Origin of the sequence: Flavobacterium sp. SH_e, assembly GCF_025717045.1 — a bacterium.
Lineage (GTDB): Bacteria > Bacteroidota > Bacteroidia > Flavobacteriales > Flavobacteriaceae > Flavobacterium.
Genome location: NZ_JAOVZN010000006.1, coordinates 1,245,933 through 1,268,431 on the forward strand (window position 1 = coordinate 1,245,933; position 22,499 = coordinate 1,268,431).

Annotated in this window: 18 protein-coding genes; 15 read left to right on the plus strand and 3 right to left on the minus strand. The window is 30.5% G+C overall.

Features of this window, described 5'->3' with window-relative positions; all coding sequences use genetic code 11:
• The first annotated feature begins 339 nt into the window (after nucleotides 1-339).
• From OD917_RS16310 to OD917_RS16325, 4 genes are all read left to right on the plus strand, one after another.
• A complete protein-coding gene (locus OD917_RS16310) occupies nucleotides 340-1,014 on the plus strand; it encodes a hypothetical protein (RefSeq protein WP_263524455.1) in 675 nt (224 codons plus the stop codon).
• A gap of 123 nt (nucleotides 1,015-1,137) precedes the next feature.
• Complete coding sequence (locus OD917_RS16315; RefSeq protein ID WP_263524456.1) at nucleotides 1,138-1,857, plus strand: hypothetical protein; 720 nt, start codon at nucleotides 1,138-1,140, stop codon at nucleotides 1,855-1,857.
• Between the two features lie 34 nt (nucleotides 1,858-1,891).
• Complete coding sequence (locus OD917_RS16320; protein WP_263524457.1) at nucleotides 1,892-2,725, plus strand: hypothetical protein; 834 nt, start codon at nucleotides 1,892-1,894, stop codon at nucleotides 2,723-2,725.
• Nucleotides 2,726-2,808: 83 nt separating this feature from the next.
• The gene (locus OD917_RS16325; RefSeq protein WP_263524458.1) at nucleotides 2,809-3,900 is read left to right on the plus strand and encodes a hypothetical protein; all 1,092 of its coding nucleotides are present in this window, start codon (nucleotides 2,809-2,811) and stop codon (nucleotides 3,898-3,900) included.
• A gap of 7 nt (nucleotides 3,901-3,907) precedes the next feature.
• Here OD917_RS16325 and OD917_RS16330 read toward each other — a convergent pair whose 3' ends face one another.
• A complete protein-coding gene (locus OD917_RS16330) occupies nucleotides 3,908-4,372 on the minus strand; it encodes a RadC family protein (RefSeq protein ID WP_263524459.1) in 465 nt (154 codons plus the stop codon).
• A gap of 605 nt (nucleotides 4,373-4,977) precedes the next feature.
• On the opposite strand from OD917_RS16330, the gene OD917_RS16335 reads away from it, so the two are divergent.
• The 9 genes from OD917_RS16335 (at nucleotide 4,978) to OD917_RS16375 (ending at nucleotide 15,877) form a co-directional block, all read left to right on the plus strand.
• Nucleotides 4,978-5,172: a tyrosine-type recombinase/integrase gene (locus tag OD917_RS16335; RefSeq protein WP_263524460.1), complete on the plus strand. Its 195-nt coding sequence runs from the start codon at nucleotides 4,978-4,980 to the stop codon at nucleotides 5,170-5,172.
• Nucleotides 5,173-5,308: 136 nt separating this feature from the next.
• Complete coding sequence (locus OD917_RS16340; RefSeq protein WP_263524461.1) at nucleotides 5,309-6,244, plus strand: hypothetical protein; 936 nt, start codon at nucleotides 5,309-5,311, stop codon at nucleotides 6,242-6,244.
• Nucleotides 6,245-6,483: 239 nt separating this feature from the next.
• The gene (locus OD917_RS16345; RefSeq protein ID WP_263524462.1) at nucleotides 6,484-7,194 is read left to right on the plus strand and encodes a hypothetical protein; all 711 of its coding nucleotides are present in this window, start codon (nucleotides 6,484-6,486) and stop codon (nucleotides 7,192-7,194) included.
• Nucleotides 7,187-9,697 (plus strand): DEAD/DEAH box helicase, encoded by a 2,511-nt coding sequence (locus OD917_RS16350; protein WP_263524463.1) that lies wholly within the window; start codon nucleotides 7,187-7,189, stop codon nucleotides 9,695-9,697. The genes OD917_RS16345 and OD917_RS16350 overlap by 8 nt, the downstream gene beginning before the upstream one ends.
• 432 nt (nucleotides 9,698-10,129) lie before the next feature.
• Complete coding sequence (locus OD917_RS16355) at nucleotides 10,130-10,441, plus strand: hypothetical protein (RefSeq protein ID WP_263524464.1); 312 nt, start codon at nucleotides 10,130-10,132, stop codon at nucleotides 10,439-10,441.
• 90 nt (nucleotides 10,442-10,531) lie between these two features.
• Complete coding sequence (locus tag OD917_RS16360; RefSeq protein ID WP_263524465.1) at nucleotides 10,532-10,672, plus strand: hypothetical protein; 141 nt, start codon at nucleotides 10,532-10,534, stop codon at nucleotides 10,670-10,672.
• A gap of 209 nt (nucleotides 10,673-10,881) precedes the next feature.
• Nucleotides 10,882-12,648: a DUF262 domain-containing protein gene (locus OD917_RS16365; RefSeq protein ID WP_263524466.1), complete on the plus strand. Its 1,767-nt coding sequence runs from the start codon at nucleotides 10,882-10,884 to the stop codon at nucleotides 12,646-12,648.
• Nucleotides 12,649-12,851: 203 nt separating this feature from the next.
• On the plus strand, nucleotides 12,852-14,852 hold the full coding sequence (locus tag OD917_RS16370) for a Piwi domain-containing protein (protein WP_263524467.1): 2,001 nt from the start codon (nucleotides 12,852-12,854) through the stop codon (nucleotides 14,850-14,852).
• The gene (locus OD917_RS16375) at nucleotides 14,840-15,877 is read left to right on the plus strand and encodes a hypothetical protein (RefSeq protein ID WP_263524468.1); all 1,038 of its coding nucleotides are present in this window, start codon (nucleotides 14,840-14,842) and stop codon (nucleotides 15,875-15,877) included. Before OD917_RS16370 ends, OD917_RS16375 begins: the two co-directional genes overlap by 13 nt.
• Before the next feature lie 56 nt (nucleotides 15,878-15,933).
• On the opposite strand, the gene OD917_RS16380 is transcribed toward OD917_RS16375, so the two are convergent.
• The gene (locus OD917_RS16380; protein WP_263524469.1) at nucleotides 15,934-17,181 is read right to left on the minus strand and encodes a relaxase/mobilization nuclease domain-containing protein; all 1,248 of its coding nucleotides are present in this window, start codon (nucleotides 17,179-17,181) and stop codon (nucleotides 15,934-15,936) included.
• On the minus strand, nucleotides 17,169-17,561 hold the full coding sequence (locus OD917_RS16385) for a MobC family plasmid mobilization relaxosome protein (protein WP_263524470.1): 393 nt from the start codon (nucleotides 17,559-17,561) through the stop codon (nucleotides 17,169-17,171). Before OD917_RS16385 ends, OD917_RS16380 begins: the two co-directional genes overlap by 13 nt.
• A gap of 618 nt (nucleotides 17,562-18,179) precedes the next feature.
• Between OD917_RS16385 and OD917_RS16390 the strand changes: the two genes are divergently transcribed.
• Entirely contained in the window at nucleotides 18,180-18,818 is a 639-nt protein-coding gene (locus OD917_RS16390; protein WP_263524471.1) for a heavy metal-binding domain-containing protein, read from the plus strand.
• A 353-nt stretch (nucleotides 18,819-19,171) separates the two neighbouring features.
• Nucleotides 19,172-22,354, plus strand: a complete 3,183-nt coding sequence (locus OD917_RS16395) for a type ISP restriction/modification enzyme (RefSeq protein WP_263524472.1) — start codon at nucleotides 19,172-19,174, stop codon at nucleotides 22,352-22,354.
• The last annotated feature ends 145 nt before the right edge of the window (nucleotides 22,355-22,499 follow it).

Sequence of the window (22,499 nt, forward strand, 5' to 3'; positions counted from 1 at the left end):
TTTATAATTTTCAAATTTTATTCATTTAATCTTTAACTTTTAGAGTTTGATGTTAGATAGAGTCATTCTGATTATCAGATTTATTAGTTGTACAATCGCATAACAAATCAAAAGAATAAAATATTATCATTTAACTACGCAAAATAACTGCGTACTATATAAGTAGTTTTGAATTAATAAAAAAACTAACATGATTCATATTATGGTATATCTGCCCTTATAGGGTAGCCTTGTTTTGGCTATTATAATATAAATTAAAGCATCAAATATTAATAAAGTTGATAGTTTTAGATGGTTAACACATGCATTCATGAATAAGATATTAATAATACAAAAAATATGATTTACGAAAGCTATTATTGGAGAAAGAAACTCATCAAAATATCTAAAAAAATATCTAGAAAAATTACCGTTGAAAAAAATTGGTCAGATTCTAGACGAGCAAAATTTGAACAGGAAATTATGGTTGGTTTTTATATCATTCGAAAATTAATGGAAGCAAATAAATTAGATAATAAGCTTTGCAACTCTCGCCTTCTATGTAAAGTCTATCCAAGTAATCACGAAAAGATAATGACATTAGATCGTTATGATATTTTTGATAACTATGATTTTAAAAGTCCAAAATTTGAAAAACGTGAGTTGAAATTTTTTATAAATCAATTTGTACATAGTTATCTTTTTATTCCAATAATCGATATAGTGGAAGAAGATTCTAGACTAAAAATGGATGATGAAAAAATACCAGATGATGAAAAAATTGAAATCTATCATAATAGTGAAAAAGCATTACTTGGAATATTTGTAAATTCGGATGCAAACAAAAATGAATTCTTATTTGAAATAGGCATAAAAGAGATAATTAGTATTTTTCAAAAAGTAGGGAATTGTGTAATAACAAAAATTGATATGAAATTTAATTCTAAAAAAGGAGATTTCGATTCAATTCAGTATGACGAAAGAAATAAATTATCTGAGGAAGCAAAAATGCCAATCGCAAAAAAAGATCGGTAATTATAAGTAGTGCTAAATAAAATGAAAAGTATAAACTCGAAAAGATAATAGTTAGAATACTGTTTAGTCGAAGTTTGAAATTTTACATAGGGCAAAAGCCCATCACTTTTTTATTCAAATAATATGGACATAGAAAAATTTAAAGAAAACTCTAATAATTTGATTGAAAAACATTTCAACACATTAAAGCCTTTAATGGATTATAAACCAGTTATATTTTGTGAAATATTTTTACATATAAATGAAGTTTGCAAATGTTTAATGTACGAATCTCATTACGGGGCAATAACTTTAACGAATTATATAGTTGAAAAACTTTTAAAGAAAGCACTAATTGAAGATTATAATGAATTGGCTCCAATTCCTTACCCTCCACAAGAGCACTGGGAAGAAGCGCATAGAAAATATAGCAAGTTAATGATGAATCAAAGTATTGAGCAATGTTTTGAGAAAGGTCTATTATCGGAAAGTAATAGGAATAAGCTTGTAACGCAAATTAAAAATCAATTTAGAAATGGATTTTCTCACAGTGATAGCGATAAGATTCTACGTGACTTTCCAGACGAGCAAGCCATAAATAATTATACGATTAGTACAAAAGCTGACCCAAGCTTTCAGCTAAAATACACTATGGAATTTGCTAAAAGAAACAGTCTTAATTATTTAATTTTTGTCATAAATTTAATAAATGATATTGAAACGAAACTCTACGAAAAGTATCCTGATAATTTAGTTTTAATAGATACTGGTGATGGCAATTTCTTAAGAGTAATTGGTAAAGGAATAAATAGCGAGACAGGTGTACCAAATACAAATGGACCAAAAAAAAGAGATTATTCTTAAAAGAGCGAACATCGTTAAATAAATAGTCAAGTTGATGCATGGTATTGAATTTGAATCTGATTTTGAAATTGAGTTAATTTATCAATGTGCTACCGTGGTAAATCATCATAACAAATGCGAAACAATTAAGAATGAACAACAATCTTTTTGTTTACTATCTTCAGACTGGAGAAAAATAATAAAGTATAAATCTATTAATAATAAAACATATAAGATGTCAATAGGAATTCAAACTAATAAAGAACATGCTATAATCAATGATTTGCCAAACGAATGTCCATTTTGTCATAGCTCAATATCTCCGAATGCTCATTTTGGTTTTATTTCAGCGAGCCATAAAATGGATGTATTTTTTTCTTGTCCAAAAAATACATGCTTGAAAACTTTCATAGGTGAATATATAGAAACCTATAATTTCAACTGTTTTGAATTCCAAAACAGAGTAACGAGAGGAACAATTTTAGAAAAAGATTTTAATCATTCTATTATGGAATTATCGTTAGAATTTGTAACTATTTATAATCAAGCATTCTATGCGGAACAAGAGCAGCTATTTGAAATTTGTGGCGTTGGATATAGAAAAGCATTGGAGTATCTTATTAAAGATTATGCAAAGTTTAAAAATCCAAATGAAGCTGAGCAAATAGAGCAAAAACTTCTTGCAAAATGTATTAAAGATTATATTGATGACAAACGTATTGAATCAGTGTCTAAAAGAGCTGTTTGGTTGGGTAATGATGAAACACATTATGTTAGAAGATGGGAAAATAAAGATCTTTCGGATTTAAAAAAACTTATTGATTTAACCGTACATTGGATTGAAATGGAGTTTTTAACAGCGGATTTCGAAAATGAAATGCCTGAATAAGCAGATCTGCTACTTCTCAAACTTTAATCTATTTTGATAAAATATGAATGATGTTTCTGTCGTTTTGCATTCTTAAAGCACCTATGAAAACAATCTCATTTACACGGGAGGAATTATACGATCTTGTATGGAAAAAGACCATGGAGCAGATCACCAGACTCTATGGCATATCCAGTTACAATCTCCGTGCCGCCTGCGCAGAAATACAGGTTCCTCTTCCTTATGCCAGCTACTGGGTACAGGTTAGGTACGGCAGAGAGTGGAAGACAAAACTGCCTCAGAATTATGCGGGATCCCAGACAGTGGAGATTCTGAAAAAGAAGTTTGAAACCGAAAAACATATACCAGTTCCTTTGCCTATAGTATTGCTTACAAGAGAAATTGAAAAAGACCCGAAAGCTCCTCTTGAAGTTGGGGAAAAACTAAATAAGCCTCATAGACTCATACAGATTACTAAAGATAACTGGGAAAAACGAGACAGAAGCAAAAGTTACTGGGAGCCGAATAGGGAAGGACTATTCTTGCATGTAGCTGATGCGCTTATGCCTAGGGCATTTCGCTTCATGGATGCTTTGATCAAGCTGCTTGAATACCGTGGACATGAATTAAAAAAGAACCAGTATGGCTATACGGTCGCAGTGGTGGACGGTATCGAAATCGAGGTGCATCTTCGTGAAGCGAACAAACGTGTACCTTCCAAACAAGGATACAGTGCAACTGAACTAATGCCAACGGGTGTCTTTGTCTTTCAAGTAGGAAAATATTCCGACCAGAAAGAATGGCGAGACGGCACTACACCCTTGGAAGGAATACTTGCGAGGATTGTTGCCAAGCTGGAAATAATGGCAGAGAAGGAAAAGAAATGGCAGGAAGAAAGCAGACTGCGACAGATAGAACGGGAAAAACAAGAAGCAATTGAAAGGAATAAAGCTGAGAGAAAGCAAAAAGAGGTACAGGATTTTAAAGCCTTGCTTGAGGAAGCACAAAGATTTGATGAGGTTACGAAACTACGGAATTATGTAAAAGCTGTTCAAGAGCAGACCGACCCATTAGATGATCAGACTCAGCAATGGATAATTTGGGCTGAAAAAAAGATCAATTGGATGGATCCACTCATACGAGCCCCTGATGATATCTTTACAGAACATGACTTAAAGCAGTATAAAAAATGGTAAATGGCACCTACAAGGCGCCTTCATCCGCAAAGGAGTAATAAGTCTCCGAGGTTATGATTAGATGATCCAGTAGTTTTATATCAAGAAGTTCGCCTGCCTGTCTGATCTTTGCAGTCATATGTTTATCTGCTTCTGAGGGGTTTGTATTTCCTGAGGGATGATTATGTGTAATCATAATGTTTGTGGCATTTGCTTTCAGGGCTGCTGAAAATATCATGCGAAGATCTACTATAGTTCCTGTTATTCCTCCCGAGGACATTTCGTAAAGTCCTAAAACTTTGAATGAATTATTCAGAAACAAGATCTTGAATTGTTCAAAATAATCTATCTTACCCTGATCCCATGAGGATTTCAAAAGTAAGTAGGCGTCTTTAGATGATTTGATCTGAGGTCTTTCAGAGGTTTTAATTTTTGATTTGTAGATTAATTCAATTTCCGATACAATCTGCCATTTCTGATTTAAAGTTTCCATAATTTTAAATTTTAAATTAATTATGGAACATCAATCGGAGATCATCCAGCAAGCGCAAAAAGCAACGCAATAAAGCAGGATTTTTATCCTGCATTTATGGGGGAATTTTTTGCAAGCGCCCGCAGGTGATTTCCGAACTTTGTGACGAAATTAAATGAGATATTATAAGTAATGTGCCTTTATACAGTCAAAAAATAAATTCAATATAACTATGGTTCGAACCCCTCTGCGGTCACTAGAAATTGAAAAATCTACAAATTTAATAACGGGTAGACTTTTGTTATTAAATGTGATTTTTACGGTGCAGAATTCGAACCAATTTATGGAGGATTTGAAGATTTTGAATGAGGTATAATTTTATTATTTGAATTTTTTCAATCGCTTTTGACTAGAATCCATATCTGCAGGAAGGATAAAAGCTTCAAAGTAATTATTAGGCAAAGCAAGGGTAAAAAAGACAGAATTATACCTTTATCGCCCAAAATGTTAGAGATGCTTTGAGAGTACTATATCCGTTATAAACCCCAAACATGGCTCCTGGAAGAGTAGCTAAAATACCAAATATTCTGACAGGAGCTTAGAAGAAACTAAAAAAAAGTATTAAATTGGCCGGTATAAACAAACCTGTAGCATTACATTGGCTCAGACACAGTTATGAAACGCATTTATTGGAAAGCGGTACAGATTTACGTAATATACAAGAATTAGTAGGGCATAATAGTAGTAGAACAACAGAAATTTATACCCATGTGAGTATAAAAAGTCTACAACAAATAAAAAGTCCTTTTGATGATTTATAAAAAAATAATACTCAACAAAAGTTGAGTGTATACAACAAAAAAAGGATGTATATACTCGGTAAAATGAGAAAAAACTGAGCATATAAACAATTTAGTGGCAACCCTAAGACGACACGACCAATCAAACTAAAAATAAATGGGAACACTCATACTTTCATTTCCGCCACCAAGAAATTGGCAAGACTTTGAACAACTTGCAAAGGATGTTGCAAAATACCGGCTTGCTGGAGACTTTGAAAATTATGGACGGCAGGGACAAGCTCAGGATGGTGTTGATGTGTATGGCTGGGATAAGGATGAAATCAATAGCGGTTTGCAGTGTAAACATAAAGGACACACTCCTGCGACAGCGAGGAAAATTGTTACAGCAATCACGACAAAAATCATTGACGCTGAACTCATACTTGCTGACACTTTTACGCCAAAACTTGACCGCTTCATAATCGCAACAACGACATTTAGAGATGTAGAAATACAAACTCACATCAACAATCTAAATGACAAAAGGAAAGGCAAAGGACTTCCAAAAATTGAAATTTGGTTTTGGGAAGCATTTGAAGAAGAAATAAATAAGCATTCCGAGTTAGCATATTTTTACTATGATGAAATTTTAAAGAAATTCAATCAATATGACAAGGACATTCACATACTTGCACTATTGAAACATTCTTTAAGCAGACCAGCATTTAACACCAATTTTCATTCAGAAAATAATTGCGAAGACTTTCTTAAAGCAATGTCCGACACACAAAGAGCCTTTAATACAGGGAAATTGTACGACCGTGATGGCAACTTAATAACAACATCTTATCCTGCAAAAAATTTAAGTAAACAGGAAGATCGTAATGAGATTACTATTATTGAGAGACTACTTCAAAAAATAAGAAGCTTTACCACAGATAATTTGAGAGAAGGCAACATAGAGCAACGGGATAATTTCCTTTATTTTCCTGGTGACTGGCAAACAAAAGTAAGTGAAACATTAAATAACGACAGGAGAGAAATTATTGATACGCTTAACAACATTTTAAAGAGACATAACATAGAGAAAGTAGAAACACATATACGTTAACGAACAGGGCAGCCAGTAACACGGGTTTTGCCTCAGGCGGGCTGACGTGCAACCTTGGAGCTTTGTGCTTCTAATGAACTTTAGTGACAAATTGAAAATTTGTACTCCAAAACCGCCCGAACGCAAAGCCCGCAACCGTTGTGGGAAATGTTATGACACTCGCAGTTAAAATCAAATAATTAGGAACTTTGTTTAAAGAGACACAAATAATAATATCTGACAAGTTATGTCTAAACTTTTTGAATATCGAAAGTTATTCTATTGATTTATTAAATCAAATTGAAAAAGAGATTGGGTATATTAGAAACGGGAATTTAAGCAATGAAAATATTGGCGATATCAAGAAAGCAATTAATAGATGGTTCAAAACAAAAATAAATGATGAGCGTCCTAGAATTGGATATGTGGCAGAATTTATTTGTCACCTATATCTAAGATCAAAGAACTTCGAACAATATTTTCTTTTTAAAAATTTAGAAGAAAACGGACCCAAAAAAGGATTCGATGGCTTGTATTTATTTGATAATGAACTTTGGTTGCTAGAAAGTAAATCGACTTCATCAAATTTAAAAACTCATAACAAAAAAATTAGCGAAGCCTACAACAACATCAAACTTAAAATTGAATCTGTAGATAATGAGGAAAATAACCCTTGGGAAAATGCAAAAAATCATATCGATAACAGAAATATTCATGAAAACAAGACACTTTCAAAAATAATTGCTGATTTAAGTAGTGATTATATTAATCAAATTAATCATAAAATAGATGAATATAATATTATTCCATGCTCTACGATTTTTTTAGGTGATAATTGGAAGACAATTGACAACGATGATTTGAAACATAAATTAGAAAGTCTTTGCAAAAAATACAAAGCAAAAAAGTTAAATCTTATTTGTATAAATAAGAAAAGTATAGACGACTTTATTAAATTCATTGATGGATAAAACAGATGATTTAAAACAGTTAAAAAAACTCGGAAATGACGAGTACTTTAAAGAAGCATTCCAAAAGCTTTGCTTGAATAAGCAACTAAGTGATATTGAAGAAGAATATTTACTTACCTGTGCATTACTTTTTTTTAAAAACTACAATCTTGACAAGAGATTAAAAGTTTATTTTAAAATTGGATACTACATCATTTTAAAATACTCGATTAATTCAAAAAATTATAAACCACTATATGAAATCAGCTTACAAATTGGATTTTATCCTTTGATAGATTTTATTACAGACCAAAATAGAAATCTTTACAAGGTCAACTCTAAAAATCTAATTCTTGATGCAATAACTTTCATTTCGTACAGAAAAGATTTCAAATCACCTGAAAATTACATTGAATCTTTAGAGCAAAACATATCTAGAAATTCAATAATTAATAGTGATTCAGAAGAAATCGCATACATAGCACCAACATCATATGGAAAAAGCTCTATTATTAAAGAATTTATCAAATTGAACAATTATTCTAGGATTGCTATTATTGTTCCATCAAAATCACTTCTTGTCCAAACCTATAAAGAAATTAAATCCCTTAAGCTTGATTATAAACTAGTTCTTCATGATGAAATGTTTAATGTTAATGATCAAAAATTCATTGGGATTTTAACACAAGAAAGAGCTACAAGAATATTAAACAAATACAAGTTGTCAAACTTTGAAATTCTTTTTATTGACGAAGCACATAAACTTTTCGATAGGGATTCTCGAAGCTATATTCTATCAAGATTAATGCAACTGAATTACATTAGAAATAACAAACAAAAAGTAGTTTACTTATCGCCTCTAATAGAAAATGACCAGAATTTAAAAGTTAAAAATTCAAATACTGGATTAATTTACACCAAGAGAATACAACACGATTTCAAATCTTTTGAATTATACTTATTTAAAGATAATCAAAGCTATTTCTATGATAGATTTACTGACTCATATTTTACTATAAACGGCAAGATTAACTACTTTAAATATATTGAAAGTAATTCAAGCAACAAGAATTTTATCTTTAATTCAAGGCCCGTAAAGGTTGAAAGTTTAGCTGAGAATATATCTAAAAACGTTTATACAAACCTTAGCGGAAACAAAGAAATAGATATTATTGTAGAAACACTAACAAAAGAAGTTCATAAATCTTTTTATGCGGTAGATTACATAAAAAAAGGTGTAGTTTATATTCATGCAAAAATACCAAATATTATAAAAGAATATTTGGAAGACAAATTTAAAACCGTTGCCGAGATAAGATATATTGTGGCTAATTCCGTTATTCTTGAAGGAATAAATCTACCTATTGAAACCATTTTCATCACAACTAATGGAACCGGAAACAAAATTGAACGATTAAAGGTTAAAGATTTAATAAACCTGATTGGTAGAGCCAATAGATTAAATGATGTTTTTAAAAAAGACAAACAAAATTTATCTGGTTTAGTATCAAAAATTCATTTTTTAGATCATGAATACTATCAAGGTAAACTTAGTATTAAATCTGCGATAAAATCGCTTAGAGAAGATAGTTTTAAAGACACAATAAAAAATCCGCTGATACAAAATTATAATATTGATGACTTATCCTTTTCGGGAAACAAACAAGAAAAGCTTGAAAGAAAAATAAAACACTCAATAATTGATCAAGAAATTCTTAAATATTCTGAATTTGTTCTTGAAGATCCTACAAATTTGGATTTCGAAATAAAAAAGAATTTCATAGAAAATTCTATTAATATGATTTTTCATGATTTAGATAAAGCCATTAATACGGTTATTCAAAATATTTCAAGTTATAATTTTGCTGTCTCAGATAAGATTGTAGACATCGTTTTTAAAATATTTATAGAAAACAATGAAAATAATATCTCAGATTTTGTTGTAGAGCGATTAAGAAATGAAAAAGCAAGAAATTATTATAATAATTACTTAGAGGTAATGCAAAAAATGCATTTAAATGAACGTATAACCAATACTTTAAAGTATTTTAAACAAAAAGCAAAATCCGAAGACTCAAGTTTATACATTGGTGAATCATACGGAGATATGATTAGTCCATATAAAACCTATAACAACAAACACTATAATGGGAAAGTTTATATTGATTTAAATATTTCTGAGGATAAACTTGTAAATATTGCTATCGTAAAACTGAAAATGGAGGAGGATTTTATCAGTTTTAAATTAAACTCACTAATTGTTTTTTTATATGAATTTGAAATAATTCCAGAAGATTATTATTTCAATTACATTTATGGCACAAATGACATGGAAGTAATTAAGCTTGCGCGTTTCGGACTCAGCGTTAACATAATTACCAAGTTACAAAGTGACAATCAAATTGAAAATATAGAGATTGATAATAATGGAAATTTACGAGTTAAAAACATTCGGGATTTTAATAATTACCTTCAAAAGCAACAAGAACTCTTTCGATTTGAAATCCAAAGATATTTAAATTAAAGCACTTCCCACAACAGCTAGTAAGTGCAAGTTGGGTTTTGGTGATTATTGAAAGTCTGTTTTGTATTTGCAAAATTTGTGTTTAATCGAAATAAATTGCATTTGGTAGTGTTACAGATTAGGTGTTTTGAAATATATCCATGTAGCTAACTAAAAAAGAATATTAAAATTAAATTATTGAATGGAAAAAGAGATGACCATCAGGTCGTCTCTTTCGTTTGTTGTCTTTTAATAAGCCTTAAAATGCTTTTGCCTTACCTTAGTGTTTCAAATTAGGTCATGAAAATAAAATGTAATTTTTGCAATGGTAAATGCATAAAGAATGGATTTCAATCTAACGGTAATCAGCGTTATAAATGTACTATTTGTCAAAAACGACAGTAGATTAACTATAAGTATAACGCTTGCAAAGGAGATATCAATCAGGAGATCGTGCTGTTCACCAAAGAAGGTTTAGGAATAAGAAGCACGGCAAGAGTATTAAAAATATCAGCGACAACATTATTGAAAAGAATTGTCTCCATTGCGAGAAATATAACTAGACCAATTGTCAGCAGAGGTAAAACTTACGAAGTAGATGAACTGTGTACTTATATCAGACACAAGAAAATTATATCTGGCTGGATTATGCTTTGGAAAAGAATTCTAAAAGTGAGGTTAGTTTTAATGTGGGCAAATGAACTAATAAAACTCTCCTTTTTTATTTGCTTAAAGTTATTGCTAATATTTGAAATATATTTATAAGTTACGGTTTTCCATAAAATTATACTTCGAAGATTTTAGTTATTTGCTATTGAATCGTTTTTGATTCTAAAACTTTAAAATATAAAAATTATGGAAAGTATGTATGCAATTAAACCTGGACCAAAGCCAAAAACAGATGAGGGAAAAGATGATAAAAGAAGGAGGGTTAATCCTCCTAATAAAGATAAACATCCTGATTTAAAACCACACAAGCATAAACCGAAAGATTAAATATTAAGTCCCGTCTTTTCAGATGGGATTTAATATGATTAATGAATATGAGTAATAAATATGAAAGGATAAAGAATTGAAATTTTAACTTTTCAAATCAAGTATAAATACCTGTTCAATTTTCGCAGAAATTTGTTTCCTTGCTTTTCTTATCATTTCTGAGTTGATATGCGCTAAAATTAAATACATAAATCTCTAATTTAAAAAATATGCTAAGTGCAAGTAAAGAAAAACTACTTTCATTTCTAAATGGTTCAAGTCAATATATAATTCCATTTTTCCAAAGAAGCTATGTCTGGAAAACTGAAAATTGGGCGGAACTTTGGGAAAATATTCTTGAAGAATACAATGAATTGAATAATAACAACTTTAGTGAACACTTTATAGGTACGATAATTATAAAACAAGTTCTTTCGCAAAGAGTTGGAGCAACAGAATATGAACTGATTGACGGACAGCAACGTTTGACAACAGTATGTGTTTTGCTAAGAGCATTTTATGATGTAACAGAAGAGCAAAGTGCAAAAACTTGGATTAAGAACTTCTTTACTTTTGTAGATTCTTACGGTGAAGAAAATATAAGAATTAAGCACAGTAAAGTAGATACGGTAAACTTTCAAAATATTGTTCAGGATAAAAATGGGAATAACAATTTATGGAATGAATATAAAGATTTAAAGATTGAAGATTTAGAAAAGAAGATAGAATCAATTAGTAACATTATAGGTGCTTATATTTATTTTAGATATAGAATATCAAAAGATTGCGACATCGTCGATGTGAGAAAATATGTAAATGTCATTATTGAACGTCTTCCAGTCATTCATATGGCACTAAATGCTGAAGATGATGTACAGCAGATTTTTGATACTATAAACTCTCTCGGTGTAAAATTAACCACAGCTGAGCTCTTAAAAAATCACTTGTACGCTAATAAGTGCGTTGTAGACTATTATGAAGATTATTGGTATAGTATATTTGAAGCAGATGAGGATATAATAGAATTTTGGAATAGAGAAAAGACTTCTGGAAGGGTGCGAAGAACAACTGTAGAATTGTTTTTATATAGTTATCTAGTTATTATAAAAGAAGGGAATGTCAAAATGGAAACTCTTTTTAAAGAATTTAAAAATTATTTAAACGGTAAAAGTGATAGCGAATTAATTGCTTTTGCAAAAGAACTGCAAGAGTATGCTATAGTTTATCAGGAAATGCCAGATGGAGAAAATCTTTCCGAAATATCATATAAGGAGCATGAGAAACGTTTCTTTCATCTTATAAAAGAATTTGACATTACGACTATTTTTCCGTTGATCCTATTCATATACAAAAATGTACAAGAGATTGATGAACGTATAGCAATTTTAAAAGTATTGGAATCCTATATTACAAGAAGAACAATTTGTAAATTTACTACTAAAAATTACAATAATTTGTTTTTATCACTTTTGGCAGAGACAAAACAAATGTCTGAAATATCTGCAGATAGCATAAAAGGCAGACTGCTTGATTATACAGAAGTAACGAATAAATTTCCCACGAATGAAGAATTTAAAGCAGCATTTGGTACTTCGCATTTAATTAATAAATACAGCCGTGAAGTTCTATATTGCATTGCACTTTACGAACTAGATCATGCTTTTGCTGATAATCCAAGACTAAATTTTGAAGGATTTAGTGTAGAACATATTATGCCTAAGAATTGGATTAAAAATTGGAAACAGCTTCCAGAAGGTATTGAAGCAGATTTTAGAAGGCATAAATTGTTAACATTAGGTAATTTAACATTAATAAGAGGCAAGCTTAACAGTTCAATGCGCGATTCAAGTTGGAAAAAGAAAAAGGATGCTCTGCTAAAATACTCAACGCTTAGGCAAACTACAGATTATATTCATAACGAGGAATGGAGTGAGAATAATATAAAAGAAAGAGAAGATAAATTATTTGATATTGCCATAAAAATGTGGGAAAGATAAATAATGATATAAATCAAGTAGAAATATTCAAGTGTTTGAAATAACAAGTGTTTAATTTGTTTGATTTCGTTTAGATTAAGTTTTTTAAGAATTATGAAGAAAACACATGTTTATAACTCAGTTGTTTTATATGGTTTATTAATATTAAATTAGCTTGAAGTTAGCACATTGTTTAAGGTAAGTCACGAAAAGTAAATAAATTAATGAGCGGTCTATTTTTAAACTTTTATCAAATATCCATTTCTGCAAGTACAGAAATCTCATATGTACATTCTCTCAGTTACAACGATTATTCTTCAAGAGAAGCTTTTAATAAGTTGAAATCCGACTTTCCGAACCTTTCTTTTTATAGGGATAATGATAAAATTTTAATTTGGAAGAATAATTCTGAAGCTGAATATCCGAAGGGAACTTATCTCGTAGATATTAACTTTGTCGAAAAACCTAAGGTGCTTTCGAAAATTTTAGAAAGGAGAATAATTAGTTTCATTGAAGCCAAAGGCTATAAACTTTTTAAAAATAAACACTCAAATTCATGGGAGATTATTTCTCCGAAGGATGTTCTTAATGGTGAATTTGAAGGTTTAATTGTTAATAGAATAGTACATTTCAGCCCTTGTTTTTTTTATAAGGAAGATGTGCTGTTACTTGGTTTTAGCTTATCAACATCATTAAAAAATTCGTTTTCTTGGAGTCGGATTGAATTCGAAAAACAAGGAGTCGATATTAAGGGGTTAAAAGGAGATGAAGAAAGAATTTTTGCAAATAAGCAATCTTTAAAACGTTTTTTAGAAACAAAAGGACTTTCAGGTAAATATGATAAAATTATACTTATTGAAAACAAGAACACTAAAGTTTTTTCTGTAATAGATACTTTTTATAACTGGCTTGACAAAAATAAACAAGAAATCACTATGCCATTTAATTTGAGTATTAATACAATTTCAAAAAAATATTTGCCACTTGAAAATGATCTAATCAAGTCAGAGATGATAAGCAAACCTCAAAGATATTTCTATAGTAATCGTAAAAATACGCTGAATCTTAGAAGCTACGATCAGATGGTTAAAGCATACCAGCCCTATTCTTTAGAATTGTATCAGAATAAAAATATTAAAATAGGTGTTATTTGTCCAGCAGAATATCAGGGCGAGACGGAAGTTTTTATAAAAAAAATAGAAGCTAAGCTTAAAGAAGTATTCCATTTCAATTCCTTAAGTTTTTGTTTTAGAATTGTTGATAATACTGATTTGCAAAGTTACAAAGATGTGCTATATGATAGTTTGTTGCTTGGATGCGATTTAATTTATGTAATTGTAAATCAAATGCAGGAAAAATTAAATCCAAGTGATTCACCTTACTATGTATGTAAGGCAAAATTTATAGGAAATGGAATCCCAACTCAGGATATTCAAATCGAGACAATAAGGCAAAATTTAAATGAATTTACGTTGACTAATATTTCTTTAAATTCGTATGCAAAGTTAGGAGGAACTGCATGGACAATTGAGAAGGAAGACAAAGTAAAAGATGAGTTAGTAGTTGGTATTGGTTCTACTCTATCTGAAAATGGAGAGTTTGTACTTGGAATAGCCCAGGTATTTCATAATGACGGTAGGTATATGACAGGAGATTGTTCTCCTTTATCGTCATTTAGCAATTATGCTGAAAATTTAGAGAATCATCTTTTCAAGATGTTAAAGCCATTAGTTGAAGAAATGAACAAATCTGGTACATTTCGTTTAATTTTTCATTTATTTAAGTCTGCTAGTGAGGAATATGAAATAAAAGCAATAAATGGTCTTAAAGAAAGATTAGCAAATTATAATTTTGAATTTGCATTGGTACATTTAGCTTATGGTCATAATTTTCGATTATATAGTAATGATGGTAAAAATGATTTAATTCAGGGAACTTACATCCAACTTAGTAAATATTCTGCTTTATTACATTTTGTAAGTAAAAGCGATTTGCCATTAAAAATTGAATTAGATAAAAGATCGACCTACACCAGTCTATTTTATATTGCCAAACAGGTATATTGGTTTTCTCACTTATCACATAGAAGCTACATGCCCTCTAAAAGAACAGTAACAATAATGTATCCTTCGTTAATGGCTAAAATGACTGAAGAACTTAAAAAAGTGGATGGATGGGATTATGAAAGATTAAGAGCTGTAAGTGAAAAGTTATGGTTTATTTAAGAGAAATTTTAATACATAATAGAGAAAAGCTAGTTCAAATAAAAAATATTGAACTAGCTTCCTACTTGTACATTCGTTCGTTTGAAGACTTATCCAATTTTACATTTGATTTAAGCCCTGAAGAAGAAATTGCACTAATTGGTTATAGAAAAGAAAAAATTAATAGTTCAGAGGTAATGAAAATTTTTTCAAAAGTTCCAATTAAAGGAATTAGTGCTACCTCCAATATATATAAGTTTTCAGGCCTTTATTTATCTGCGAAAAATGAATTGCATAAATCTTTGGAAGATAAATTTGAACAAAGCGATTGGAAACAAAAATATTTTCTTAGCAAAATAGAACCATCTTTAACGACAAAGTTATATGAAGAAATCCAGCAGGAGAATAATCCCATTGCAATTTTTGTAAGGGCCATTTTAAATATTGACTCCATAACAATGGATGAACTAAATAACGCTTTAAAATCTACTTCCTTGCTTAATAATATTGATGTGCAATTACAAGTCCTTTTAGAAGATTTAGAGCACATAATTTTACAAGTTAGGTTTACAAATAAAAATGCTGATGAATTAGTACGTGATGTATTAAATAACTTTAGTAATGCCATTCAAAAGATAATAACAGGAAGAAGATTAAATCATGCTGAGTTTCAAATTGAGGATGAATATGATGTACAAGATATATTATATGTTATTTTAAAGTCTGTTTTTCCAAATTTGAGAGAAGAAGATCCAATACCTAAAGTTGGTAAAAAGTCTACCAAAATTGATTTAATCATAAGAGAAGAAAAGATTTTGATCGAGGTAAAAATGATTAAACTTAAAGATTCAAATGAGACGCATTTTATCGAGCAGTTAAAGGTTGACTTTGAATCTTATCATGAATGTCAGTGGTTGAGAAAACTATACTGTTTTGTTTATGATCCTTATAAAAAAACCAGAGATGTTTCAAATTTTAAAGATCTTAATGGCGATAGAATAAAAGGAGGACATGACTTTAACGTTGAGGTAATTGTTGTTAATTAGGGATTGATGTTTTTAAAATACATTAAAAGTTAAAGGATATTTTTCCTTTAACTTTTTTACATTCCTTTATGAAGTCTCTTTTTCTTCTTTTTGTAATTAAATTCTTTTGATACATAATCATTTATTTTTTCCCCATGACATAGTATTTCTGCAAGATTTTCTTTAATATACTTTCTTGATTCAAAACCCTGAAAGTTCTCTGGATTTATTGAAATAGAGTTTTGATGCTTTTTTCCAAATGCTATAATGTTCATTGCGCAGCTTTTCTGAATTCCCTTTGCACTGAATTCTTTTCCCAGACTGCTTCCATTGACAATCGACTGTGTTTTAAAGTCGATAAATGTAATTCCATAAAGTTTTCCCTCACTGCTTTTTCTTAAAACAGTATGAATGGCTTCATCTTTGAGTCTTTCGGATAATCTCTCTACAGAAATCATTCTTTCATCAAAAAAAGCCTGCCTCAAAGCATTTTTAACGTGGCTTTTGCCATATTGTTTCTTTGCTTCATTTACCCTGAATTTTTCTTCCAGAAATTTTAAGGTGGGTTTGCTGTAAAATTCGCTGGCTTTTATCGGCACGCCTATCGGTTTTAAATTCTGGTCAAGTATCTTGTAAAGCAGTCCGTTGTTTTTAAAAACTCTCGATTCCGCACTTCCTCTGTCAGCATGGATATTATAAAGGTTTAAAACTGCATTGAGTTCAGGCAGGCTTGAATACTTGTAATCAAATAAAACCTTGTTTAAAACTGAATTTATTGCCTTTCTGGACTCTGCTTTTCCATATTGGACTCTGCCGATATCTATCGGATTTAATGAAAAGTTTTCTTTCTGTTTTCTTCCTTCGGCTTTTACCAGCCCGAAAAGCTCTTCAATTTCTTTTCTCGCAGGCTCTGATTTTTTAACGCCTATAAGGTGCAGATCAATTCTTTTCCCGTCTCTCTGGATATTGTTTGTGACCAAATGCAGGTGCGGATGCCCTGAATCATGATGCTGATACACTAAATAGGGCTGTTTTCCAAAACCTATTTTTCTCATATAAGTGTCTGCAATTTCAATCAGCTTTTCTTTAGAATGATTTTCCGACGGGTCAAAATTGAGCGATATGTGAACACTGTTCCGCTTTGCATTTACATTCAATGAAGACAGTTTTAAAAAACGGTTCAGCTTCTGGGTAAAGTTTAATTTCTCTAATTCAAGAGGATAGTTCACGGCGTTAATGCACTCAGCCACTCCTTCCTTAACTTTATTTTCGTTATAGTTGAGAATGCTGTTTATCGAACGGCTGGTTTTTATCACTGCAACCATTGTTCCGATATTTTTTGGGTATGACTGCTGATTGCTTCTAATTTATTAGAAAGTACTTTTCTTTCCAAATCAAATAAAAACAGCTGTGTTTTAAACTCAGGAATCATTTTCAGCGTATTTACTTTTCTGGCAATCTGGTTGATGTTGTTTCCAATTGAACGGAGTTCTGAAGAAAGCACGACGGTTTCTTCCATTAAATCATCTAAAGACTGGTTGCGGTAAGTGCTTGTTATTGGTCTGCTGAATATGTGCCTACGGATATAGTCGCTTAGTTTTCTGCAGGTGCTTGCCTTGAACTGGCTTTCAATTTTTGCATACTCTTTCTCTGTCAGACGCAGGGTTATCCTGCGTGATCTGTTAGAATTTTCTCTTTCCATCATTTTTCCTTTTCATTGTTTTCGAACTCTCTTCTTTTAAGATTCTCCACCGCCGAGTTCCGAGGCAGAAGGTGGCAAGATAGGCGGTTGTCAGACAACCGTACATCTTGCTGATTGCAGAAACGTGGCAATCTTTGGGGATTTTTAAAAGCAGGCTTCTAATTTAAAGAAAATATTTGAATGTATCATGCGCAAAATATGGTCATGATGGCTGTAGACTGTTACGATGTATAAATACTTAAAAAAAGAAAAAGGGAAAAAAGAAAGCAGTCTTCAATTGGACAGTCAGACAGGTGAAGTGCTATAAGTCCCGAAGGGCATTTTTTTGAGGAACGAAGGAAAATGTTATGCGCACTTCTCTGGCTGTGTCCAATACCTTGCTTTACTTTTTAGTCTTTTGAATAATTGAAAGTCTAAAAAAGCAGATTATAGCTCTTAAATTCTTCCAGCTGTGGCATAAATAAATTATTTTTTAATTTGGATATTTTAGAAATAAAATGAATTTATGGAAAACCGTAAAGGCTATTTGTGTTTTTTATGTATCATTGTGATATTATGCTTTTACTAATTTATAAAAATAAAAAGTATTTAGCTTAACTGAAATTCAAAATCACATTTATTATGAAATTAGAGAAATGTCCTTGCTGTGGAAAATCTTTAACAGGTTTTTTTAGTACTGTAAACTTAGTGCCACAAACAAAAATTGATTTTATAAATAGACATCTTAATCAAAATTTTGATGCCTACTGTACTGGTTGCTCACCTGATTTGCTTAATAAATTAGCACGTACATTTCAACAACAAAAAAATGATATAGAAAATAGATTGAGGCAAATCATTCATTACATACCAATATTATCATCTCCAGCTCCAAATGACTGGAAATATGAGGCAATCGACATGATTACTGCACAAACAACATCTGGAACTGGATTCGCAACTGAACTTTCACGGTCTTTCAACGATTTTTTTGGTGGAACATCAAATACAACAAATAAGAAAATATTAAATGCAACTAATTTATGTAAAGCTGATATAAGGATCCAATGTGTTAAAATGGGAGGAAATGCTATAATTTCTACAGACATAGATTATAACGAAATTGGTTCAGGTAGTACAAATATGCTAATGGTTTGTATGGCAGGCACGGCAATAAAAGTTTTGGACATAAATATGTTTCCTGAGAAAATCAGAGAATATATTTTAGAAGCAATCGAATTAACTGAGAAATTAGAAGCAATAGCTGATATACCAAAATAATTTTCTATTAAAAATTTGCAATGAATTTCAAAAATTGAATTATGGCAAATATAGGTTTTGGAGAATTTTATTATTTAGGAAGTCCAAATATGATCCTTACCCGTATTAATAAGTCACCTTATTTCGATTTTTTGCAATAAATAATTCTGATTTTTTATGGTTATTGATAAGGGCTGTTTGTTTTTTTTATGTAGTATTGTAATTATAAGCTATGTATAATTTACCATTTTTATAATAAATAATATTTATTGTAAAGATGGCTATATCATGCTATTAAAAAAAATCTCAGAAATGAAAAACAAAGATTTTATTTTAAGATTAACATTATGTTTCATAAAACACAACATACGTAAATGAGTTTAGAACAATATATTGAAAGTTTAAATGCCAAATATAAGCTTGGTAACTCAACTGAACATACTTTTAGAGGTTTGCTTGAACAACTGGTAGAAAGTATAGTCCCTGAAGTAAAAGCGACAAACGAGCCCAAGAGAATTAAATGTGGGGCTCCAGATTATATTATAACTAAAAAAGAAATTGAAGTTGGTTACATTGAAGCAAAAGATATTGGTGACAAAGATTTAGCGGGAACAAAAAAAACGGGAAATAAAGAACAATTTGACCGTTACAAATCAGCTTTACCAAATATTATATTCACAGATTATTTAGATTTCCATCTATATATTGAAGGAGTTTTTATTACTAAGGTTACAATCGCAGAAATTCAGAATGGAAAAATAATTGCTTTACCTAACAATTTTGCCACATTTATTAATCTACTAAAGGACTTTTGTTCATTTATTGGACAAACTATCAAAAGTTCAAAAAAGCTAGCTGAAATGATGGCTGGTAAAGCTCGCCTTCTTTCCGATGTTATTGAATTAGCTTTAACGAATGACGAGAATAATAGTGAAGATAGTACTCTGAAAGATCAAATGGAAGCTTTCAAAGAAATATTAATTCATGATATTACTCCAAAAGGTTTCGCAGACGTATATGCTCAAACCATTGCTTATGGAATGTTTGCTGCTCGTTTACACGACCCTACCTTGCCAACTTTTTCAAGACAGGAAGCATCAGAGTTAATTCCTAAGACAAATCCATTTTTGAGAAAATTGTTTGGTTACATTGCTGGACCAGATATTGATGACAGAATAATGTGGATTGTAGATAGTTTAGTAGAAATTTTCTTGGCTTGTAACGTTGCAGAAATTTTGAAAAATTATGGAAAATCAACAAAAATGGAAGATCCAATTATCCATTTTTATGAAACTTTTTTGAGCGAATACGACCCCAAATTACGAAAAGCTCGCGGTGTTTGGTACACGCCAAAACCGGTCGTGAATTTCATAGTTCGTGCAGTTGACGAAATCCTGAAAACAGAATTTGATTTGCAACAAGGATTGGCAGACAATAGTAAAACAAGAATTAAGGTAAATGTTCAAGCAACAGATAAAAGATACAAAGACAATATTAGAACAGTTGAGGAAGAGGTGCATAAAGTCCAAATTCTTGACCCAGCAACAGGAACGGGAACTTTTCTGGCTGAAGTAGTAAAACATATTCACGCAAAATTCAAAGGACAACAAGGCGTTTGGAGTAATTATGTGGAGACACATTTATTACCTCGTTTAAATGGTTTTGAGTTGCTTATGGCAAGTTACGCAATGGCGCATTTACAAATGGATTTGTTGTTAACAGAAACAGGTTTTAAACCAACTAAGGATCAACGTTTCAAAATATATTTAACCAACAGTTTAGAAGAAAGTCATCCTGATACAGGAACCTTATTTGCTAATTGGTTAAGTAGCGAAGCTAACGAAGCAAATTTCATAAAACGTGATACACCAGTAATGTGTATTGTTGGAAATCCTCCTTATAGTGGCGAAAGCAAAAATAAAGGCAAATGGATTACACAATTAATGGAGGATTACAAAAAAGAGCCAGGCGGGAAAGAAAAATTAAAAGAACAAAACTCAAAATTTATAAATGACGATTATGTAAAGTTCTTGCGTTATGCGCAACATTATATTGAACGAAATGGTGAAGGAGTCTTGGCTTTTATTAATCCACACGGTTTTTTAGACAACCCAACATTTAGAGGAATGCGTTGGAGTTTATTAAAAACTTACGACAAAATTTACACAATAGATCTACATGGGAATAACAAGAAAAAAGAAACTTCCCCAGATGGTTCTGTAGATGTAAATGTTTTTGATATTGAGCAAGGTGTTTCAATTAATATATTTATAAAAACTGGAAAGAAAAAAGCAAACGAATTAGGGAGAGTTTTTCATTACGACTTATTTGGAAAAAGAGATTTTAAATATGATTTCCTTTCTGAAAATTCTTTGAAATCTATTCAATTCAAAAACTTTGTTCCATTTAAAAATGATTTTCTTTTTAAAAGTATTGATGAAAAACGTTTTACTGAATATAATAAAGGAATAAATCCAACAAAATTATTTAAAATAAACGTTATGGGTTTTCAGACCCACAGGGATGACTTTTGTATCAATTTGGATAAAAATGAGATATTTAAAAGAGCTGAAATACTAAGAAATAAAAATATTTCAAATGAAGAAATCTACTTAAAATATGCGATTAAAGATAATAGAGATTGGAAGCTTACTAAGGCTAGAACAGACATTCAAAATGATTTGAATTGGGATAAAAAAATTATTAATTGCGCTTATAGGCCATTTGACGACCGACCGTGTTATTTCAGTAGTGTAATGATGGATTATCCAAGAAAAGAATTAATTACAAATGTTTTAGCTAAAGAAAATATACTGTTAGGAATTGGTAGACAGGGATTAGCAATTGGAGATGTTGAATGGTGTCTAACAACAGTTTCTAAAAATCCTGTTGATGCTAATATGTTTCGCCGAGGTGGTGTCAATCTTTTTCCCTTATATCTTTATCCTGAAAGTAACGGACAGCTTTCTACAGAATTAAATTCAAAAAGAATTCCAAATTTAAATGCTGAAATTATAAACGAGATAGCAACTATTTTAGATCTGAAATTTACACATGAAAAAGAACAAAATACAAGTAGTTTTTCTCCAATTGATCTTTTAGATTATATATACGCAGTTTTGCATTCTCCAAAATACAGAGCTAAATACAAAGATTTTTTAAAAACAGATTTTCCAAAAATTCCATATCCAAAAAATATCAATTTTTTCTGGGAATTGGTAGCATTGGGTTCGCAAATTAGACAAATTCATTTATTAGAAAGTTCAAAAGTTGAAGATTTTATAACGGAGTTTAATATTTCCGGAGATTGTGTTGTAAGTAGACCTCACTATAAAGACGAAAAGATATTTATCAATGAAACACAATATTTTGAGAATGTTCCAGAAATTGTATGGAACTTTTATATTGGGGGGTATCAGCCAGCGCAGAAATGGCTGAAAGACAGAAAGGAAAGAAAACTTGAATTTGATGAAATTGCTCATTACCAAAAAATAATTGTTGCATTATCAGAAACGAACAAAATAATGGAAGAAATTAATAAAATTGAAATAGATTAGAGGAATCACTTTGCAGTATAATGATATTTTCAATTCGAATTAATTAGATAGTGGGATTTTTAATAGGCAGTTAAAAAAACTACCTTTATGAGCTATTTATGTAAATGAATTAAAAGCAAAAAAGAGACTTTTAGTCTCTTTTTTG

Bases quoted from the DNA above. Each gene is read 5' to 3' on its own strand.
- OD917_RS16375 (WP_263524468.1), top strand. From the start codon at position 14,840: ATGGTTTATTTAAGAGAAATTTTAATACATAATAGAGAAAAGCTAGTT.
- OD917_RS16380 (WP_263524469.1), bottom strand. From the start codon at position 17,181: ATGGTTGCAGTGATAAAAACCAGCCGTTCGATAAACAGCATTCTCAAC.
- OD917_RS16360 (WP_263524465.1), top strand. From the start codon at position 10,532: ATGGAAAGTATGTATGCAATTAAACCTGGACCAAAGCCAAAAACAGAT.
- OD917_RS16385 (WP_263524470.1), bottom strand. From the start codon at position 17,561: ATGATGGAAAGAGAAAATTCTAACAGATCACGCAGGATAACCCTGCGT.
- OD917_RS16340 (WP_263524461.1), top strand. From the start codon at position 5,309: ATGGGAACACTCATACTTTCATTTCCGCCACCAAGAAATTGGCAAGAC.
- OD917_RS16365 (WP_263524466.1), top strand. From the start codon at position 10,882: ATGCTAAGTGCAAGTAAAGAAAAACTACTTTCATTTCTAAATGGTTCA.
- OD917_RS16350 (WP_263524463.1), top strand. From the start codon at position 7,187: ATGGATAAAACAGATGATTTAAAACAGTTAAAAAAACTCGGAAATGAC.
- OD917_RS16325 (WP_263524458.1), top strand. From the start codon at position 2,809: ATGAAAACAATCTCATTTACACGGGAGGAATTATACGATCTTGTATGG.
- OD917_RS16370 (WP_263524467.1), top strand. From the start codon at position 12,852: ATGAGCGGTCTATTTTTAAACTTTTATCAAATATCCATTTCTGCAAGT.
- OD917_RS16330 (WP_263524459.1), bottom strand. From the start codon at position 4,372: ATGGAAACTTTAAATCAGAAATGGCAGATTGTATCGGAAATTGAATTA.
- OD917_RS16310 (WP_263524455.1), top strand. From the start codon at position 340: ATGATTTACGAAAGCTATTATTGGAGAAAGAAACTCATCAAAATATCT.
- OD917_RS16395 (WP_263524472.1), top strand. From the start codon at position 19,172: ATGAGTTTAGAACAATATATTGAAAGTTTAAATGCCAAATATAAGCTT.
- OD917_RS16315 (WP_263524456.1), top strand. From the start codon at position 1,138: ATGGACATAGAAAAATTTAAAGAAAACTCTAATAATTTGATTGAAAAA.
- OD917_RS16320 (WP_263524457.1), top strand. From the start codon at position 1,892: ATGCATGGTATTGAATTTGAATCTGATTTTGAAATTGAGTTAATTTAT.
- OD917_RS16390 (WP_263524471.1), top strand. From the start codon at position 18,180: ATGAAATTAGAGAAATGTCCTTGCTGTGGAAAATCTTTAACAGGTTTT.